The organism is Comamonas sp. GW821-FHT11H03, assembly GCF_058807955.1.
In genome coordinates this window covers 29,186-45,773 of sequence record NZ_JBXARF010000014.1, presented here as the reverse complement: position 1 = coordinate 45,773, position 16,588 = coordinate 29,186, and the positions used below count along the sequence as shown (strand labels likewise).

21 protein-coding genes are annotated in these 16,588 nt (G+C 62.9%); 5 read left to right on the top strand and 16 right to left on the bottom strand.

Annotation, left to right across the window (positions count from 1 at the left end):
• Window positions 1–162 precede the first annotated feature (162 nt).
• From AC1RTQ_RS23115 to AC1RTQ_RS23105, 3 genes are all read right to left on the bottom strand, one after another.
• The gene (locus AC1RTQ_RS23115; protein ID WP_034359051.1) at window positions 163–432 is read right to left on the bottom strand and encodes an HPr family phosphocarrier protein; all 270 of its coding nucleotides are present in this window, start codon (window positions 430–432) and stop codon (window positions 163–165) included.
• The gene (locus tag AC1RTQ_RS23110) at window positions 401–856 is read right to left on the bottom strand and encodes a PTS sugar transporter subunit IIA (RefSeq protein WP_034359049.1); all 456 of its coding nucleotides are present in this window, start codon (window positions 854–856) and stop codon (window positions 401–403) included. The genes AC1RTQ_RS23115 and AC1RTQ_RS23110 overlap by 32 nt, the downstream gene beginning before the upstream one ends.
• Window positions 857–953: 97 nt before the next feature.
• Window positions 954–1,517, bottom strand: coding sequence for a hypothetical protein (locus tag AC1RTQ_RS23105; protein ID WP_492879212.1), 564 nt, complete (start codon window positions 1,515–1,517; stop codon window positions 954–956).
• A 151-nt stretch (window positions 1,518–1,668) separates the two neighbouring features.
• On the opposite strand from AC1RTQ_RS23105, the gene AC1RTQ_RS23100 reads away from it, so the two are divergent.
• A complete protein-coding gene (locus AC1RTQ_RS23100; protein ID WP_003081729.1) occupies window positions 1,669–2,181 on the top strand; it encodes a TlpA disulfide reductase family protein in 513 nt (170 codons plus the stop codon).
• 151 nt (window positions 2,182–2,332) lie between these two features.
• Here AC1RTQ_RS23100 and AC1RTQ_RS23095 read toward each other — a convergent pair whose 3' ends face one another.
• Window positions 2,333–2,779, bottom strand: coding sequence for a c-type cytochrome (locus tag AC1RTQ_RS23095; protein WP_302092964.1), 447 nt, complete (start codon window positions 2,777–2,779; stop codon window positions 2,333–2,335).
• Between the two features lie 150 nt (window positions 2,780–2,929).
• Here AC1RTQ_RS23095 and AC1RTQ_RS23090 point away from each other — a divergent pair, with 150 nt between their 5' ends.
• From AC1RTQ_RS23090 to AC1RTQ_RS23075, 4 genes are all read left to right on the top strand, one after another.
• Window positions 2,930–3,634 carry a cytochrome b/b6 domain-containing protein gene (locus AC1RTQ_RS23090; protein ID WP_492879209.1) on the top strand — a complete coding sequence of 235 codons (705 nt, stop codon included), beginning with the start codon at window positions 2,930–2,932 and terminating at the stop codon, window positions 3,632–3,634.
• Window positions 3,635–3,716: 82 nt separating this feature from the next.
• Window positions 3,717–4,205 carry a GNAT family N-acetyltransferase gene (locus AC1RTQ_RS23085; RefSeq protein ID WP_302092962.1) on the top strand — a complete coding sequence of 163 codons (489 nt, stop codon included), beginning with the start codon at window positions 3,717–3,719 and terminating at the stop codon, window positions 4,203–4,205.
• 153 nt (window positions 4,206–4,358) lie between these two features.
• Window positions 4,359–5,153, top strand: a complete 795-nt coding sequence (locus AC1RTQ_RS23080) for a flagellin N-terminal helical domain-containing protein (RefSeq protein ID WP_492879207.1) — start codon at window positions 4,359–4,361, stop codon at window positions 5,151–5,153.
• A 138-nt stretch (window positions 5,154–5,291) separates the two neighbouring features.
• On the top strand, window positions 5,292–6,179 hold the full coding sequence (locus tag AC1RTQ_RS23075; RefSeq protein WP_492879205.1) for a flagellin N-terminal helical domain-containing protein: 888 nt from the start codon (window positions 5,292–5,294) through the stop codon (window positions 6,177–6,179).
• A 107-nt stretch (window positions 6,180–6,286) separates the two neighbouring features.
• On the opposite strand, the gene AC1RTQ_RS23070 is transcribed toward AC1RTQ_RS23075, so the two are convergent.
• Genes AC1RTQ_RS23070 through flgC form a run of 12 tightly spaced genes read right to left on the bottom strand, consistent with a single transcriptional unit; the run spans window position 6,287 to window position 16,586 of the window.
• A complete protein-coding gene (locus AC1RTQ_RS23070; RefSeq protein WP_492879203.1) occupies window positions 6,287–7,087 on the bottom strand; it encodes a PilZ domain-containing protein in 801 nt (266 codons plus the stop codon).
• Window positions 7,074–8,135 (bottom strand): hypothetical protein, encoded by a 1,062-nt coding sequence (locus AC1RTQ_RS23065; RefSeq protein WP_492879201.1) that lies wholly within the window; start codon window positions 8,133–8,135, stop codon window positions 7,074–7,076. Before AC1RTQ_RS23065 ends, AC1RTQ_RS23070 begins: the two co-directional genes overlap by 14 nt.
• Window positions 8,132–9,046: a flagellar hook-associated protein FlgL gene (gene flgL, locus AC1RTQ_RS23060; protein ID WP_492879199.1), complete on the bottom strand. Its 915-nt coding sequence runs from the start codon at window positions 9,044–9,046 to the stop codon at window positions 8,132–8,134. Before flgL ends, AC1RTQ_RS23065 begins: the two co-directional genes overlap by 4 nt.
• A gap of 40 nt (window positions 9,047–9,086) precedes the next feature.
• The gene (gene flgK / locus AC1RTQ_RS23055; RefSeq protein WP_492879197.1) at window positions 9,087–10,472 is read right to left on the bottom strand and encodes a flagellar hook-associated protein FlgK; all 1,386 of its coding nucleotides are present in this window, start codon (window positions 10,470–10,472) and stop codon (window positions 9,087–9,089) included.
• Window positions 10,469–10,837, bottom strand: a complete 369-nt coding sequence (locus tag AC1RTQ_RS23050; RefSeq protein ID WP_304349916.1) for a hypothetical protein — start codon at window positions 10,835–10,837, stop codon at window positions 10,469–10,471. Before AC1RTQ_RS23050 ends, flgK begins: the two co-directional genes overlap by 4 nt.
• Before the next feature lie 11 nt (window positions 10,838–10,848).
• Window positions 10,849–12,024 (bottom strand): flagellar basal body P-ring protein FlgI, encoded by a 1,176-nt coding sequence (locus tag AC1RTQ_RS23045; protein WP_492879195.1) that lies wholly within the window; start codon window positions 12,022–12,024, stop codon window positions 10,849–10,851.
• A 6-nt stretch (window positions 12,025–12,030) separates the two neighbouring features.
• Window positions 12,031–12,702 carry a flagellar basal body L-ring protein FlgH gene (gene flgH / locus AC1RTQ_RS23040; protein WP_492879193.1) on the bottom strand — a complete coding sequence of 224 codons (672 nt, stop codon included), beginning with the start codon at window positions 12,700–12,702 and terminating at the stop codon, window positions 12,031–12,033.
• Entirely contained in the window at window positions 12,699–13,484 is a 786-nt protein-coding gene (gene flgG, locus AC1RTQ_RS23035) for a flagellar basal-body rod protein FlgG (RefSeq protein WP_302092952.1), read from the bottom strand. Before flgG ends, flgH begins: the two co-directional genes overlap by 4 nt.
• Window positions 13,485–13,538: 54 nt before the next feature.
• Window positions 13,539–14,261 carry a flagellar basal body rod protein FlgF gene (locus AC1RTQ_RS23030; protein WP_492879191.1) on the bottom strand — a complete coding sequence of 241 codons (723 nt, stop codon included), beginning with the start codon at window positions 14,259–14,261 and terminating at the stop codon, window positions 13,539–13,541.
• Between the two features lie 13 nt (window positions 14,262–14,274).
• On the bottom strand, window positions 14,275–15,468 hold the full coding sequence (locus tag AC1RTQ_RS23025; RefSeq protein WP_492879189.1) for a flagellar hook protein FlgE: 1,194 nt from the start codon (window positions 15,466–15,468) through the stop codon (window positions 14,275–14,277).
• A 42-nt stretch (window positions 15,469–15,510) separates the two neighbouring features.
• On the bottom strand, window positions 15,511–16,170 hold the full coding sequence (locus AC1RTQ_RS23020) for a flagellar hook capping FlgD N-terminal domain-containing protein (protein WP_492879187.1): 660 nt from the start codon (window positions 16,168–16,170) through the stop codon (window positions 15,511–15,513).
• Window positions 16,167–16,586 (bottom strand): flagellar basal body rod protein FlgC, encoded by a 420-nt coding sequence (gene flgC / locus AC1RTQ_RS23015; protein ID WP_003081762.1) that lies wholly within the window; start codon window positions 16,584–16,586, stop codon window positions 16,167–16,169. The genes AC1RTQ_RS23020 and flgC overlap by 4 nt, the downstream gene beginning before the upstream one ends.
• Between the last annotated feature and the right edge of the window lie 2 nt (window positions 16,587–16,588).

Below are 16,588 nucleotides of genomic sequence, written 5' to 3'. Positions count from 1 at the left end.
TTCTTGCTCTTGTTTTTGCAGCAGTCAGCGCCAACTATCGCTGCACTACAGCATCAAAAGCGCTCTACTTCATTGACAGCAAGATCTTGCCTGCTATCAAAAGAGCTAACCGTCGAGCCGCCACCTGCTCGCGGTCAAGCCGCGGCGCAGGTGAAGCAGTTTCTACTGGCCTTCGCCAAACTTGTCGTTGATCAGGGCCACCAGCGCATCCGTCGCTTCCTGCTCCTGCGCGCCATCGGTTTCCAGCTCCAGCTCGGATCCTATGCCCGCCGCCAGCATCATCACGCCCATGATGCTCTTGGCATTGACGCGGCGCTCGCCCTTGGTCAGCCAGACCTCGCAGGGGAAGCTTCCGGCCAGCTTGGTGAGCTTGGCCGATGCACGGGCATGCAGGCCCAATTTATTGCTGATGGTGATATTGGTCTTGATCATTGGAAGGTCGTGCGCTTTGATTTTGTCGGGAACTGCCGGCTACCTGCATCACCCCCTGGCTGCCGCCCACCATGGCCCGCGAAACCAGGGCATCCAGCGGCTCATGCCGATAGCCGATGGAGCGCAACAGCATGGGCAGGTTCACACCCGCCACCAGCCTGGCCTGCAACAGTCCCGTGAGACGCTGGGCCACATTGCATGGGGTGGCGCCAAACAGATCGGTCAGCACCAGGGTCGGCGCATCCAGTCCGCCATGTGCCACCAGCATGGCCAGGGCGCGCTCCAGCGTGGCCTCGGGCGCCTCTTCAGAAGGCACATCCAGGGCCAGCAAGTCGTCAGCGCTATCGGCAAACACATGCAGGGCGCATTCGCGCAATGCAGCGGCCAGAGGAGCGTGAGTGAGCAAAAGAATGCGCGTGGTCATGTAGTCACAGTTCTTGATAGCAAATTATGGCCTGTTGCCGCCTTCAACAAGGGCAATGAGGTGGAGGAAGCGCAAGGGTCATGATCTGGATGCGGGCTTATTGCAACTGCAGGCCCGAAAAAAACATCTCGGCCTCGGCAGACCTGAGCTTGTCGGCGTAAATCACGGCGTGATAGACCCTGGCGCCGCTGCCCTCCAGGCGAGCAAACCACAGGCCATGCCCCACCACCTTCTGCCCCCGGGGGCCAAGCCCCTCGAAGGTCATGCGCAAGGACTGCGGCAGATTCAACGTGCCCTTGGGCACCCACGGACCGTCCCCCTTGGCATCGAGCCTTGTCGCGACGCCGCCTGCCGACTTCAGCTGCGCCAGCACCGCCTGCTGCCAGAACGTCAGAGCCTCGGCCGCGCGGGCGGGTTCGGCCACGGCGAAATGCGATACCGCATAGGTCGCGCCCTGGGCCTCGCAGCCCACCACCGACAGCGGCACCTGGCCCAGGCCCAGCTCGACAGGGCGGCTGGCCGTCTGCGCATCGCAGGGCAGCAGCGCTTGCAGCGGCGCATCCTTGAGCTGGATGGTGCGCCAATTCAGCGCCGGGCTGCAGGCGGCCAGCAGCGCGCAGCAGACCAGCACCGTCGCAGCCCAGAGTCCGGTTTTCTTCATAACCCATTATCGGCAGCGGCATGGCCCCGGCCTGTCACGCAAGCCTAGGGTTGACCCGTGGGTCAGGCAGTAAGAACTGAACTTTCGGCGTGTTTGGCACACCAAACCACAGATCAGCAAGGTGCTGAAGATTTGTGCACAATCAATCTCTATGGCAAGCAAACATTGGATCGCAGGCATTGTGGCGGCCGCCGTCATCGGCGTCGGGGCCTGGGTGTATTCGGGCGCAGGGCAGACTGCGGCGCCGCAATCCACCTTTGTGCTGCTGGACGGCAGCCAGAAAACCACCGCAGACCTCAAGGGCAAGGTGACGCTGGTGAACTTCTGGGCCACCAGCTGCACCACCTGTGTGGCAGAGATGCCCGAGATCATCAGCACCTACCAGAAGTACCAGGGCAAGGGCTTTGACACCCTGGCCGTGGCCATGAGCTACGACCCGCCCAGCTATGTCGTGAACTTTGTCGAATCGCGCAAGCTGCCCTTCCAGGTCGCGCTGGACAACACCGGCAACGTGGCCAAGGCCTGGGGCGATGTGCAACTCACCCCCACCACCTTCATCGTCAACAAGCGCGGCGAGATCGTGAAGAGCTATATCGGCGCCCCCGACTTTGAGCAGCTGCACAAGCTGATCGAGAAGCTGCTGGCCGAGCCGGCGAACGCTTGATCTCATTCAAAAGCATAGCTAGCTACGCACGCTGCCGAACGATCTCAAGATGAAATCACACTGAAATCAGCCTGCAGAAAGCGCAAGGCGCTCACAAAAAAACCGGCAATGCCGGTTTTTTTACGTCTGCTTGATGCAGGACAGTCTTGGCTTACTTATTGCGGAAGCTGTCGTGGCAGCTCTTGCAGCTATTGGCGGCCGGGCCGAAAGCCGTCTTGAGATTGTCCAGATTGCCGGTCTTGGCGGCAGCGTTGAGCTTGACGACTTCGGCTTCCATCTTGCCCGACAGGTCATGGAACTTGGCCTGCTCCTTCCACACTTCAGGCTTGGTCTTGCCGCCTTCGGTGCCGGCGCCGAAACCGGCCCAGGGCAGCTTGGACATGAAGGCAACGACCTCGGCGCTTTCCTGCGCGCTCTTGGCATCAAAGGGCATCTTGCCGTTGGCCATGGCGCCCAGACGGCCGAAATGCGTGCCCAGCACGCTCAGGGCGCTCTGGCGGTATTTGATGGCATCTTCAGCCTTGGCGAACTGGGCCGAGGCAGGCAGGGCCACGGTGGCAACCACAGCAGCGAATGCCAGAGTGGAAAAAGCTTTCATCGGGGTATCCTTTCTTGGTTCCGCAGCCTGCCGCAGGCGGCCGCCTGACCAGTATGGCAGACGAAAGTGAAAGCATGCACTGCCGCTGCAGCTCGGCTTACCCACCCCTCAAGGCACAATGTTTGCACCGACACGCCACGAACAGAGTCCATGACGCAAGCCACCAACACCACTTCTACAGCCCCGCATAAAGTGCGCATCTGGGATCTGCCAACCCGCCTGTTCCACTGGCTTTTGGCAGCGTGCATCGTGGCCCTCGTCATCACGGCCAAGATGGGTGGCAATGCCATGAACTGGCATCTGATACTGGGTCAGGTGGTTCTGGCGCTACTGGTCTTTCGCATTTTCTGGGGCTTGGTCGGCGGCTACTGGTCGCGCTTTGGCAGCTTCATCCCCTCTCCCGCCGCACTGCAGCGATATATGCACGGCAAATCAACTACTCAAGATCGCGCCGGCCACAACCCGCTGGGCTCACTGTCCGTGCTCGCCATGCTCATTGTTTTGATAGCGCAAGTCGCCAGCGGGCTGATCAGCGACGACGAAATTGCCTTCAGCGGCCCCTTGACCCGCTTTGTGTCCGGCGACCTGATTTCCCAGGCCACGGGCTATCACGCCCACTGGGGTCAGTACCTCATTTACGGGCTGGTCGTGCTGCATGTCCTCGCCCTGATCTGGTACAGCATCAAGGGCGACAAACTGGTGCCCGCCATGGTGACGGGTGACAAGCTGCTGCAAGAGCCCGTGCCCGCCAGCCGCGACACCGTCGGCCGCCGCGCTCTGGCCGTGGTGCTGGCCCTGCTGGCAAGCGCCCTGTCCTGGTGGATTCAGCAACTTGGCCAAAGTGCTGCTTTCTAAGTTCTGACAGCAGCCGCCGCGCTTTAACCATGCAGCGCGCTTGCCGCTACACTGGCCCTTCTTTCATCATTGCCTAGCTGCCGTGGACAAGCCTGCCGTGGACTTGCTGACGCCCACACTCGAGGAGATGGACGCTGTGCGTCAGATCTTCCAAGAGTATGCGGACAGCCTGAACATCGACCTGGAATTTCAAGGATTCGAAACCGAACTCGCCGAGCTTCCCGGCGACTATGCCGAACCCCGCGGGCATATTCTGCTGGCTCGTGTAGACGGCAGCATTGCAGGCTGCTGTGCACTGCGCCCCCTGGATGACTCCGACTATCCCAATGCCGCCGAGATGAAGCGCCTGTTCGTGCGCAAGGCGTTTCGTGGCTTTGGCCTGGGGCGCCAACTGGCAGAGGCCATGCTCGACCAGGCACGCCAGGCCGGCTACGACCATGTGCTGCTGGACACGCTCGACGACATGGAAGCCGCCCGCGCACTCTATGTCGAGCTCGGCTTTGAATCCATCGCCCCCTACTATCACAACCCGCTGCCAGGGTCGCACTACCTCAAGGCCGATATCGGCTAAGGCCGCGCATCGCGCGCCTTTAGCGCCTCGAGAACACGGCAATTTTTTCTGCACCTCGATTTAAGTTGTGGCGTGACAGAGCCGCTTAGTACAGGCAAGAGCGCCACGGTGGCGTTCGGTCTGTCATAACGACTCTGTTTTTAGGAGCACTCCATGCTGAGCCTGCACACCAACGCCGCTTCCCTGAGCACGCAAAACTCCCTGGCCTCGACCAACAAGGCCTTGTCTTCCTCCATGACCAAGCTGGGCACGGGCTACCGTGTCAACTCCGCCATGGACGACGCCGCCGGCCTGCAGATCGCCACCCGCCTGAACGCCCAGGCACGCGGCATGTCCGTGGCACAGAAGAACACCCAGAACGGCATCTCCATGCTGCAAACCGCCGAAGGCGCTTTGTCGGAGGTCAGCAACATGATGCTGCGCATGAAGGATCTGGCCACCGAAATGACCAATGCCACAACCAGCGCCTCGGACAAGACCGCACTCGAAGAGGAAATGACTGCGCTGAGCACCGAAATCACCAGCATCATGGGCAACACCACTTTCGGCGGAGAAAAGCTGCTGACCGGTGGCAAGCTGGCCGCTGCCATGGACTTCCAGACCGGTGCGACAGGAGCAGACAAGGTTACCGTTGATGTCAATACCCAACTGACCGCTATCACAGTGCCAACCAAGGCCACGAGCATTGATGACCTGAATACAGCCATCAATGCGGTGGGAACGCTGCGTTCGTCCATTGGCGCGGGTGCCAACCGTCTGGAACATGTCTACAACAACCTGGGCAATATGATCCAGAACACCGAAGCCGCCAAGGGCCGTATCCTGGACGTGGACTACGCCAGCGAAACCGCCAACATGACCAACAAGCAGATGCTGATGCAAGCCTCTACCTCCATGCTCAAGCAGTCCTCGAGCATGAGCCAGATGGTGGCTTCGTTGCTGCAATAAGCACCGTCCCTCTCGCTCAAAACCGCCTTCGGGCGGTTTTTTTATTTAAGAAACTTTCCCTGGCAGTCGCTTTGCACAGACAAGAGCGCCGCAGTGGCGTTCGGTCTGTCATAACGACTCTGTTTTTAGGAGCATTCCATGCTGAGCCTGCACACCAACGCCGCTTCCCTGAGCACGCAAAACTCCCTGGCCTCGACCAACAAGGCCTTGTCTTCCTCCATGACCAAGCTGGGCACGGGCTACCGTGTCAACTCCGCCATGGACGACGCAGCAGGCCTGCAGATCGCCACCCGCCTGAACGCCCAGGCACGTGGCATGTCCGTGGCACAGAAGAACACGCAAAACGGCATCTCCATGCTGCAAACCGCCGAAGGCGCTTTGTCGGAGGTCAGCAACATGGTACTGCGCATGAAGGACCTGGCCACAGAATCGGCTACTGCGTCCACATCTGCAGACGACCGGACAGCGCTTCAGGCCGAGTTCGATGCGCTGGCCACAGAAATTGGCAGCATTATCAAGAACACCTCTTTTGGCGGCGCCAAGCTGTTCAGTGACGGCACCAAAACCGATGGTACTGGCGGCACTCTCGATAGCGCCACACTGACTTTCCAAACCGGCTCTACCAGCAGCGACACAGTCACGGCCGATACAAAAACCGACTTGGGCAAGCTGGCAACCGCTCTTGCTGCCATCTCTTCTAATTACGCGACTCCTGGCACTGCAGGCACAGAAATTACCAGCGCAACAAGCGCCAACACGCTGCTCACAAAACTAAGCACTGCCATTGACTCCATTGGCACCTATCGCTCGGATCTGGGCGCAGCTTCCAACCGCCTGGAACATGTCTACAACAATCTGGGCAATATGATCCAGAACACCGAAGCCGCCAAGGGCCGCATCCTGGACGTGGACTACGCCAGCGAAACTGCCAACATGACCAACAAGCAGATGCTGATGCAAGCCTCCACCTCCATGCTCAAGCAGTCCTCGAGCATGAGCCAGATGGTGGCTTCGCTGCTGCAGTAATTGCGGCACCGAGCGTGAGGCGCAGGCCTCTTTGCCCAACAAAAAAAGCCAACCTCTCGGTTGGCTTTTTTTGCTTCTGCACCTGCCTTTTCCCAAGGCTGTCGCGGCTAGTTCAGGCGCTCGGCCATGATGCGTTCCAGCGTGGCCTGCTGCTCCTGAGTCAGGCCTTCCAGGCTGCAGCCCACAACGACCAGCTCGCCAAGCAGAAACGAGCGGTAGCTGCGGCGCGAGCGCACCGTAAGGTCCACCTGGATCTGCACACCATCGCCGAGATTGAGCACCACCATGGGAATTTTTCGGCCCATGAACAGCATGGCGGTTTCGCTGCGCGAGCCGCGCAAGGCCACCCCCCCAGCGCTTAGATCTTCCACATGCAGTACGCAAGGGCGCTGACCGAACATAAAGCGGGCTTCACCGTACTGCCCCAGCGGCAGCGGCACACGCGGATAGCGCCGGCGCTGGTGCTGCAGCACCTGTGCCGGCCAGGGTGCCTCCAGGAGCCAGCCCCCGCCGGCCTGTTGCGTCCACTGCGCCTGCATCACCCATTGGGTAAGCAGCCCCCCCGGCAAATGCGCCACGGCCAGCACCTGCGTCGGCAGGGGTTGCAGCGCGCCGGAGACATCGAGTGCCAGCTGCTGCTGGTCCGCATCAATACGGCTCAACAGCCCCATGCCGCAGGGACGGCCGCCGGTATCGCCCAGGCAGGAGGCATCGTGCGCCTCAGCCCGCAAGGTCATCACGCTTTGCTGGCGCTGCAAGGTCTCGAACACCTGCAACAGAGCACCCGGGCTGTCCAGGCGGGAGTATGACGAATCAATCATGGCAGGTACGGCATTAGCTTGAGGCAGCTTGGTGAACACCATATTGTCGATGGACAAAGACCAGTAGCGGTCTTTACCCCAGCTCACCACGGCTTTGCAGCAAACGCGCCACGCGCCGACGGGAGATGGCCCGCACCGCAGGCACCACGGCCAGCACCCAATCATAGGCAGGCACCTGAGCAGCACTGGTGAACGCGATGGCAAATTTCTGCATGGCCGCAGTCTGTGCGGCCTGGTCTTGCAGGCTGAGGCCCGCGCCGGTCTGAAAGGCCTGCACGGCAGCCAGCGCCTGACTCACTCTCTCGCGCACCACCGGCAGTGTGAGCTGCAGCTCTTGGACACGCCCAGTGTCCGCCACACTCCAGCCTGCGACTGACAGAGCCTCGGCCACCGTCTGCAGCCTGGGCGCCACCCATTGGCCCGCAGGAAAACGCTGACCATTGCCCTTGACCATGAAGCGCTGCTGCACCTGGGGCCAGCAGCGCTCATCGACCGAAAGCTGCAGCGGCTGCTCCAGGGGGCCAAGTTGCATGCCAAGCGGTGCCAGGGCTGCGGCGAGCGCATGGCGGCTGGCACCGGCCGAGCGCGTCTGGCTAGCCTGCCAGGTGCCATGGGCACCATCCTGCCCCAGCAGGCAAAAGCTCACCAGCTCCTTGTCCTGAGCGCTCAGGGCCTGCAGAGTCTCCCAGCTCCAGCCTGCCAGCAGGAATGGCTTGCGCGCGACGCGCTCCGGCGACCACTGCAGACATTCATCCAGACTGTCCAGCGTGCGCGCGGGGCGCTGCGCCCATAGCTCCTGCACCTGCTGCAGCGCAATACGCATGCGTGCCAGAGCGGCTTCCGAGGGCAGTTTGCGCTGGTGACGAGCGGCCTGTCCCAGCAGACCCAGCGCCTGCCCCAGCGCGATCAGAAAATCCAGCGTCATCTGCGCCTTGCTGACCTGCACCTGAAACTCGCGCACATGCTGCGCAACCGCCGCAGCCATCCAGCCCTTGGGCCAGGTGCTCTGGTAACGAACCTGGGGCAGCAGCTGCGCCGCAACGGCAGCAACCGGCGCCGTAGCTATACCAGGCTGCGACCCGCCCACACTGCCCGTACGCCCCGGCGCACCGCCGGCAATCCGCGTGCTGCTCACAGGGCGTCAAACAGGCTCAGTTGGCTGACCTTGCCATAGGCGGCCTGGGTGGCCTGCACGGCTGAAATCAGGCTTTTGAGCTGCACCGCCGCAGTTGAGTAATTGAGTTGCGAATACTCGAGCACCGAGGTCTGGTTGGCCGTGCTGAGATTGCTCCAATTGGTGTTGAGCGTCGCAATGATGTTCTGGGCGCCACCGAGCTTGGAAATCTTGGTGGAGACCTGGTCCATGGATTGGTCCACGCCGTCGAGGGCAGCCTGCAGCGTGGCTCGCGTCGCCGGATCATTGGCCGTGGTGTTGCCACCGCGGATGACACCGATGGCGGCGTCCAGCGCATTGAGCACACTGGCCATTTCACCACCCAGGGTCACGTTTGCGGGCTGGGTGATGCCGTTCCCGACCACCACCATCTGCTGCTCGGCATTGCCGTCGGCGCTGTAGCGGCTGCCGACGGCAGCGGTCCGGTCCAGACCCAGCGTCGGCGTCTTGCTCAGCGTGCCGGAAAACAGGTAGGTGCCTTCCTGGTCCTTGGTCAAGGTACTCGCATACAACCCGTCACGCAGGGCTTCCAGGCTTGTGGCCATGGCGCTCAGGTCTTCTGCAGTGTTGCCGCCATCCAGCGCCCAGACCAGCAGGTCGCGCCCTGCAAGCAGATCGCTGTTGATGCTGCTGAGCACGGTCTCGCTTTGCGTCATGCGGCTGGACAAGGCTCCAATATTGTCCTTGTACTGCGCAATGCTGGCTTCCTCGCGCTGCAGGCGTGCAATGCGCACATGGGCGATGGGGTCGTCGCTGGGACGGGTCAGGCGGTTGCCCGAGGCCATCTGCCCCATGAGCTTTTCCAACTGGGCGTTGGACTTCTGCAACGAGGCGTTGACGGTGATGTGGTACTGGTTGCTGGAGACGCGCATGGCGTGATTTCCCGATTCGTGAATGTGAACGCAACGCGCCTCAGCGCATCTGCAGCAGGCTGTCGAACAGCTCGTTGGCCACGGTGATGACCTTCATATTGGCCTGGTACATCTGCTGGTACTGCATCAGGTTGACGGCCTCTTCGTCCGTGTTGACCGCGCTGGTGGAGCGCCAGTTGGCCTCAGACTGGTTGCGCACGGTCTGGGCCGTCTCGTAGGAGGCGTTGTTTTGCTGGCTGTACATGCCCAGCTTGCCCACCAGCTGGGTGTAGACGTCACCGAGCAGCACCGAAGAGCCCACCATGCCGGTGTTGCCCGCGCCATAAATGTTCACGGCCTTGCTTTGCAGGGCGATCAGCGCCTGCAACTGGGCGCTGTCGCCCACCTTGGCAGGATCACCCGACAGACCCAGACGTTCCGGCGTCAGACTGCCGCCCACCGTCAGCAGAGCCGAGCTGGAGGTGGCATCAAACACAAACAGCGGGGCGCCGGCCTGACCGTCAAGACCGTATCCGGCCTGTAGCACCTGATTGGCTTCCTGAGCAATGACCCCGGCCAGGCCGCGCACCGAGGCATCCATGGGTGCGAGCACATCGCGCTCCAGCGCCGCCAGACCGCCCAAGGTGCCACCCCAGTTGTCGGCGCCCAGCTGGAAGGTCTCGGTGCCGAAAACCACGCTCAGCGACTGCGAGCCAGGGTCCAGCTGCACTGTGGCTGCGCGATTGCCCACCACCAGCGGCTGGCCGCCCTTGAGCGAGAGGTTGACCGAGCCATCGGGCTGCAGCGTGCTCTGCACGCCCACCAGTTTGGACAGCTGGTCGATCTTGGCATCACGCTGATCTTGCAGGGACGAGGTATTCAGGCCCGCCCCCGAGCTTTGGGCAATCTTGTCGTTGAGCGCGGCGATCTCGTTGATATACGAGTTGACCTGGTCCACGGCCACGCTGCGCTGCTGGCGCACGGCCAGCGCCTGATTGGCCACGATCTGGCTGATGTTGTTGACGGTCTGCCCCAGAGCCTTGGCCGACTCGATGATCTGCTGGCGCAACGGAGTGGATGTGGGCTCCACGCTGGCGGCGCTCAGGGCACTGAAAAATCCGTCCAGCGCCATATTGATGCCGCCATCGGCATCGCCCATCACCTGCTCGAGCTGCAGCAGATAGGTCTGTGCCGCCTCGTACTGGCCCTGGGTGCTGGCCGCGCGCCACATCTGCTGGGTTTTGTAGGTGTCGGCATAGCGGATCAGCGAGGTCACGGCCACGCCGTCACCCGCGGCCAGCGCGCTGTTGGCCGCGGCCTTGGCCGTCAACATCACGCCCTGGCGGGTGTAATTAGGCGTCAAGGCATTGGCCAGATTCTGGCTGACGGTGTTGAGGGCGACCTGAGAGGCCTGCACACCCGTGAGACCGTTGAAAAGCATGCTCATGAAAGTTTCCTGATTGCGGCAGAGCCGGTCGATGCCGGTGCAGCGGGCAGCATCTGGCGCACCAGCACATCGGCAATGCCAAACGCCCGCTGTCCGGCCAGCCCGTCGGCCACGGCCTGTTCGGCCAGCGCCAGCGTGCTGTCGTTGACGCGCTGGTTGATGGCGCTGCCGGGATCGGCAAGAGCCGCCGTGGCCTGGCGCATCTGCTTCATCATCTGGGCGACAAAAAAGCTCTCAAACTTCACTGCTGCCGCCGTCAGACGCTGCACCGTGTCAGCGTCCGGGGCCGTGGCGGCAGGCGCGACGGCTTCTGGGGCTTGCTTGCTTGCCGTGGCCTTCTGAACCAAAGTGCGTGCGATATCCATGTGGTGAGGCCTCAAATTACGATCAGCTCACCCTGCAGGGCACCGGCCTGGTCCAGAGCCTGCAAGATGGACATGATGTCGTCCGGCGAGGCACCGGTGCGGTTGATAGTGTCGATGATGGTCTGCAACTTGGCACCGGCCGGCCATTCAAACATCTGGCCGTTGCCTTCCTTGACCAGTACATCGGATTCGGGCGTCACCGCCGTGCGGCCCTGGCTGAATGGCGCGGGCTGGCTGACATTGGACTGCTCGCGAATCACCACACGCAGCGCACCATGCGATACCGCAGCGGCCTTGACCGTCACGCCCTCGGCAATCACCACCGTGCCGGTGCGCGAGTTGAAGACCACGCGCGGCAGCTCCTGGCCCATGGCCACCTGCAGGTCCTGCAGGTCGGCGACAAAGCCCACGCGCTGGGTGGGCACGCTCGGCGCACGCACCTCGATGCTGGTGCCGTCGCGCGTGCTGGCGATGTCGCCGTAGCGCGCATTGATGGTCTGCACGATGTTGCGCGCCGCGCGAAAGCTGGGGTGACGCAGCGACAGCAGCACGGTGTCGCCGTTTTCAAAATCCGTGGGGATCTCGCGCTCCACCGTGGCGCCGTTGGGAATGCGTCCCGAGGTCGGGGTGTTCACTGTCACGCTGGAGCCGCTGGCACCAGCGGCACTCAGGCCGCCCACGACCAGCTGGCCCTGAGCGATGGCATAGACCTCGTTGTCCACACCGCGCAGCGGAGCCATCAGCAACATGCCACCACGCAGGTTCTTGGCGTCGCCCAGCGAGGACACGGTAACGTCGATGGTCTGGCCTTTGCGGTAGCCGGGCGGAAATACCGCACTGACCATCACCGTGGCCACGTTCTTGAGCTTGGTACTGCTTTTTTCGGGCAGCTTGACGCCAAACTGCGTGAGCATATTGTTCACCGACTGCCCGGCAAACTTCACCTGGGTGCTGTCCCCAGAACCATTCAGGCCCACCACCAGGCCGTAGCCGATCAACTGGTTCTCGCGCACGCCCTCGACATGCACAAGATGGCGCAACGCGCGCATGCTGACTTTGGCAGAGCTGTCCACCCCGGCCCGCGCGAGACGGGGGGCGGGCTGCGCCGCAGCGTGCAAGGCCGTGACGGCCAGCAGCAAGGCCAGCGCGCTGCGGCCAGAGCCGCGAATCAGGAAGGCAGACAACATCGTTAATCAAAAAGGAAAAAGCGGGCTTTGGAAAACACGGGTGAGCCAGCCGGCCTGGCTGGCATCGGACAGGGCGCCGTGGCCCGAATAGCTGATGCGCGCATTGGCCACCCGCAGAGAAGACACGCGGTTGTACAGGTCGACATCGGTAGCGCGCACATAGCCGCTCAGGCGCAGCACCTCATCGCCCTGGTTCAGCGACAGCGCCCGGTCACCCTTGATGTAGAGCAGGCCGTTGGGCATGACTTGCTGCACGATCACGGTCATGGAGCCGGTCAACGCGTTTTGCTGCGTGCTGCTGCCACCACCTTTGAACTTGCTGCTGCCCTCCAGCCCGATATCGGCCTTGATGCTCTTGCCTGCGAGGACGGGCGGCGCGATGCTGGCACTGCTGCCCTTGTTGGTCTGGGTGTCGGCTTTTTTGCTGGCCTGCGTCACTTCTTCGAGCATCACGGTCAGCACATCACCGGCACGGTGGGCACGCTGATCGGCCAACAGACCCGTGGATGCATGGGGCACGAACAAGCCGCCTCCCTGGGGCCTGGCCTGGGGGACGGACAGAAAATCGGGCGCAGGCTCGGGCAACTGCGAAACCTCGGGCGGACGCGTTGCGCAGCCGGCCAGCACCAGGCCTGCCAGCAGCGCAGCGGCGGCGCGCCATGCAGCCAGGGCCCTCATGAGGCCTGGGCCAGATTGCGCATCATGTCGTCGGCCGCGGACAGCACCTTGGTGTTCATCTCATAGCTGCGCTGGGCCGAGATCATGTCCACCATTTCCTCCACGGCCTGAACATTGGAGCTCTCCAGGGCGAACTGGCGCAGCGTGCCAAAGCCGGCTTCACCGGGTTCGCCCAGCACGGCATCACCGCTGGCCTGCGAGACCAGATACAGGTTCTCGCCCTGGGCCACCAGACCGGCCGGATTCACGAACGACGCCAGCTGCAGCGCGCCCAGCTCCTGAGGCGTAGATTCGGTACCGACCGTGGCAGAAACCCGACCCGTGGCGCTGATGCTCACGGATTTGGTCTCTGCCGGGAAGGTGATCTCCGGCTGCACCACCAGGCCGTTGGCATTGACGAGGCGGCCTTCGTTGTCCACCTGCAGCTGACCGGCGCGGGTGTAGGCGGTTTCGCCATTCGACAACAGCACCTGCAGAAATCCGTTGCCCACGATGGCCACATCCAGCTGCTGGCTGGTGTTTTGCATGCTGCCGTCGGTGAACTGCTTGTGCGTGGACACCAGGCGCACGCCCGTACCCAGCTGCACGCCGGCAGGCACGCGGTTGTCGCCCTGGCTGTTGCTGCCGGGGCGGCGCGCGACTTCGTAGAACTGATCCTCAAAAGCAGCACTGTTGCGCTTGAAGCCCACGGTATTCACGTTGGCCAGGTTGTGCGCGATCACCTGCAGCTTGGCTTCCTGGGCCTGCAGGCCGGTCTTGCTGACGAGCAAAGCGGGATTCATGTTTTGGTCTTTTCCTGGAGTTCGGTGCCACCCGCCGGGGTGGCGTGCATTGTCTTAACCGCGCAGCAGGCGGTTGCCGGCCTCGGCCATGCCGTCGGCGGCCTGGTAGAGCTTCATCTGGATTTCGAACTGGCGGCTGATGTCCATCACGGCCACCATTTCTTCCACCGCCCGCACGTTCGACGATTCGAGCGCTCCGCCGCGCACGCGCACGGTCTCGCTGGCCGGCAAGGCCTGGCCGTCGCGCGCCACCAGCAGGCCCGAGGTGTTCTTGATCATGGGCTTGCTGCCATCCACCAGCTTCAGACGGTCGACGTCCTGCATCTCGGTGCCGCTTTCCGGCAGCACCGACAGCGTGCCGTCGGCCGTCACCGACACCGCGCGAAACGGCGGCAGCACCACCGGGCCGCCGTCCCCCAGCACTGCACGGCCGTTGATGGAGAGGTTGCCTTCGGAATCCACCAGCATGGCACCGGCGCGGGTGTAGGCCTCGCCCTCTCCGTCGGCCACGGCAATCAGACCCTGGCCCAGCACGGCGATGTCCAGATCGCGCCCTGTCTCACGCACCGTGCCCTCGCGCCGTGCCACCACATCGGTGGCAGCCTTGCTCTGGTGGCGGCTGTCAAAGCCATAGCCGGGCACGACCTGGCTGCCCGCGACCTCGTAGTCGGCGCGGAAACCCGCGGTATCGGCATTGGCCAGATTGTTGGAGTGCACCTGCTGGGCGTGAAACGCCCGCTCCGCGCCCGTCATGACAGTAAAGATCAGCTTGTCCATGACCGCACCCGCCTTACAGCACCTGCATCAGCGACTGCATGATTTCGTTCTGCGTGCTGATCACCTTGGTGTTGGCCTGGTAGTTGCGCTGGGCGCCCATCAGGCCCACCAGCTCGTTGGCCACTTCCACATTCGACTGCTCCAGCTGCTGGCTGGCCAGCTCGCCCAACTGGCCCGTACCCGGCGTACCGATCAAGGCCGTGCCGGATTTGGCCGTGGCCTGCCAGCTGGTGCCATCCACATTGGACAGACCGCTTTCGCTGGCAAACGTGGCCAGCGCGATCTTGCCCACGCTTTGCACCATGCCGTTGCTGTACTGCGCGTTGACCGAACCGTCGGCCGCGACCAGCACATTCACCATCGTGCCCGAGGCGTAACCGTCCGAGGCATTGGTGGTGGTGGCGGTATCGCCGGCAAACTGGGTGGTGCCGGCGTAGTTGAAGGCCACCGACAGGGGGTTGGCACCGGCCGGGGCCAAAGCCACGGGTTTGATTACCGACCCCGCTGGCGGAGCCGTCATATCCAGTTGGCCTGCGCTGGTGAAGCGTAGCGTGCTGGTACCCACGGCATTGTTTTCATTCTGGTAATGCACCGTCACCTCGTTGCTCGCCGTCTTGACGAAATACTGGGTGACCGTGTGCTGGCTACCCAGCGAGTCATAGACCACCGAGACGGTGGAGCTGTTGTAGCTGCTCGAGTTCTTGGGATCAAACGCCACGGCGGGGGCGACCCAGTCCGCCGACAGATTGCCGACAAAGTCCACCGAGCTGCTGGCCTTGGCCGGAATCTGGCCCGTAGGCACCTTGAGCTCGCCCAAAGCGCCCAGCGTGGTGCTGCCGGGCTGCTGGGCATAGCCCTGCACCTGGCGGCCCATGTGATCCACCACATAGCCTTGCTTGTCCACATCGAACACGCCCACGCGGGTGTAGTTCATCACGCCGGTGCTGTCCTTGACCATGAAGTAGCCCTTGCCGGCAATGGCCACGTCCAGGTTCCGGCCTGTGCTCAGCAGGCCGCCGGACATGTCCAGGGTCTGGGTCGTGGACGATGCGCGCACGCCGTTGGGCGCCGAGCTAGAGTACATGGCCGAGAAGTTGGTTCGACTCGACTTGTAGCCCGTGGTGCCGGTGTTGGCAATATTCTGGGAAATCGTGTCGAGCTGGGAGTTGATCGCTTGCAGCGCCGACAGGGCAATCTGGTAGCTCATGAGTTCAGGCCTGGTGAATGAAGAAAGAGAACGTCAGGGCACTCAGGCCTGCTGACCCACAAAACGCGTGATGCTGGCTGGCGAGACATCGCCCAGTCCCTCGACCTGCAAGGCCACGGCGCCGGCCGCTGTCAGGCGCACGGCCTGCAGGGTGCCGGCCACCTCCACGGGGTAGCTGGTGCCGCCTGCATCCTTGACGGCGATGTCATAGCGCCCGGACGCCAGGCCCAGTGCTGCGGGGTCGATGGAAAAATCGGCATCGCCCACGGCGCGCGAGCCGAGGCTCACCCTGGTCACCTTGCCGTCGGCGCCGGTCAACTCCAGCGTCAAATCGGCCGTGGCCGGCAGGTTCACCGCGGCCTTCACGGGAGCCTCGCCCAACTGCAGGCTCTTGGCTGAGACCATCACGGTGGAGCCCACCTGGCTGCCCAGCTGCAAGGTCTGCAGGCTGCCCAGAATTGAGGACTGCATGCTCAGCTGCGACTGCAGCGACTGCAGCGATTCGGTCTGGCTCAGCTGCGTGAGCTGGGTGATGAAGGTGCTCGAATCCGTGGGCTCCAGCGGGTTCTGGTATTTCACCTGCGCCACCAGCAGCTTGGTGAACATCTGGCCAAGTTCCGTGCCGCCCAGGGCCTGGGTGATGGGATCCGGCGCATTGCCGACCTTGGTGCCAGTGTCGGTGGTTGCGTTGATCAGACTCATGCTTGCTCTCCCAGGCGCAACAAGGACTCCTGCATGGAGCGCACACGACCCAGCACTTCCACATTGCTTTCAAAGGCGCGTGACGCGGACATCATGTCCGTCATCTCGGCCACCGTGTTCACGTTCGAGTAGTAGACAAAGCCCGCTTCATCGGCCACCGGGTTCTCGGGCTCGTGCACTTTGCGCACGGGCTCGGTGCTCTCCAGCACATCGAGCACCTGGACGCGCGCGGCGTAGCTGTCCAGCGTGCTCTGGCCCATCACGGCGGCGAACACCGGCTTGCGTGCCTTGTAGGCCTCGGTGTCCGAGGAGGCCGCCGCCCCGGCATTGGCCAGATTGCTGGCCACGGTGTTCAGGCGCGTGCTCTGGGCCGTCATGGCCGAGCCGGCGATCTGCGCAATTTCACGAAATCCCATGC

Excerpts from the sequence above, each read along its gene's own strand:
- flgG (WP_302092952.1), bottom strand. The coding sequence starts at position 13,484 with ATGAATCCCGCTTTGCTCGTCAGCAAGACCGGCCTGCAGGCCCAGGAA.
- AC1RTQ_RS23110 (WP_034359049.1), bottom strand. The coding sequence starts at position 856 with ATGACCACGCGCATTCTTTTGCTCACTCACGCTCCTCTGGCCGCTGCA.
- AC1RTQ_RS23105 (WP_492879212.1), bottom strand. The coding sequence starts at position 1,517 with ATGAAGAAAACCGGACTCTGGGCTGCGACGGTGCTGGTCTGCTGCGCG.
- AC1RTQ_RS23095 (WP_302092964.1), bottom strand. The coding sequence starts at position 2,779 with ATGAAAGCTTTTTCCACTCTGGCATTCGCTGCTGTGGTTGCCACCGTG.
- AC1RTQ_RS23090 (WP_492879209.1), top strand. The coding sequence starts at position 2,930 with ATGACGCAAGCCACCAACACCACTTCTACAGCCCCGCATAAAGTGCGC.
- AC1RTQ_RS23075 (WP_492879205.1), top strand. The coding sequence starts at position 5,292 with ATGCTGAGCCTGCACACCAACGCCGCTTCCCTGAGCACGCAAAACTCC.
- AC1RTQ_RS23025 (WP_492879189.1), bottom strand. The coding sequence starts at position 15,468 with ATGAGCTACCAGATTGCCCTGTCGGCGCTGCAAGCGATCAACTCCCAG.
- AC1RTQ_RS23020 (WP_492879187.1), bottom strand. The coding sequence starts at position 16,170 with ATGAGTCTGATCAACGCAACCACCGACACTGGCACCAAGGTCGGCAAT.
- AC1RTQ_RS23045 (WP_492879195.1), bottom strand. The coding sequence starts at position 12,024 with ATGTTGTCTGCCTTCCTGATTCGCGGCTCTGGCCGCAGCGCGCTGGCC.
- AC1RTQ_RS23030 (WP_492879191.1), bottom strand. The coding sequence starts at position 14,261 with ATGGACAAGCTGATCTTTACTGTCATGACGGGCGCGGAGCGGGCGTTT.
- AC1RTQ_RS23080 (WP_492879207.1), top strand. The coding sequence starts at position 4,359 with ATGCTGAGCCTGCACACCAACGCCGCTTCCCTGAGCACGCAAAACTCC.
- flgK (WP_492879197.1), bottom strand. The coding sequence starts at position 10,472 with ATGAGCATGCTTTTCAACGGTCTCACGGGTGTGCAGGCCTCTCAGGTC.
- AC1RTQ_RS23050 (WP_304349916.1), bottom strand. The coding sequence starts at position 10,837 with ATGGATATCGCACGCACTTTGGTTCAGAAGGCCACGGCAAGCAAGCAA.
- AC1RTQ_RS23115 (WP_034359051.1), bottom strand. The coding sequence starts at position 432 with ATGATCAAGACCAATATCACCATCAGCAATAAATTGGGCCTGCATGCC.
- flgH (WP_492879193.1), bottom strand. The coding sequence starts at position 12,702 with ATGAGGGCCCTGGCTGCATGGCGCGCCGCCGCTGCGCTGCTGGCAGGC.
- AC1RTQ_RS23100 (WP_003081729.1), top strand. The coding sequence starts at position 1,669 with ATGGCAAGCAAACATTGGATCGCAGGCATTGTGGCGGCCGCCGTCATC.
- flgL (WP_492879199.1), bottom strand. The coding sequence starts at position 9,046 with ATGCGCGTCTCCAGCAACCAGTACCACATCACCGTCAACGCCTCGTTG.
- flgC (WP_003081762.1), bottom strand. The coding sequence starts at position 16,586 with ATGGGATTTCGTGAAATTGCGCAGATCGCCGGCTCGGCCATGACGGCC.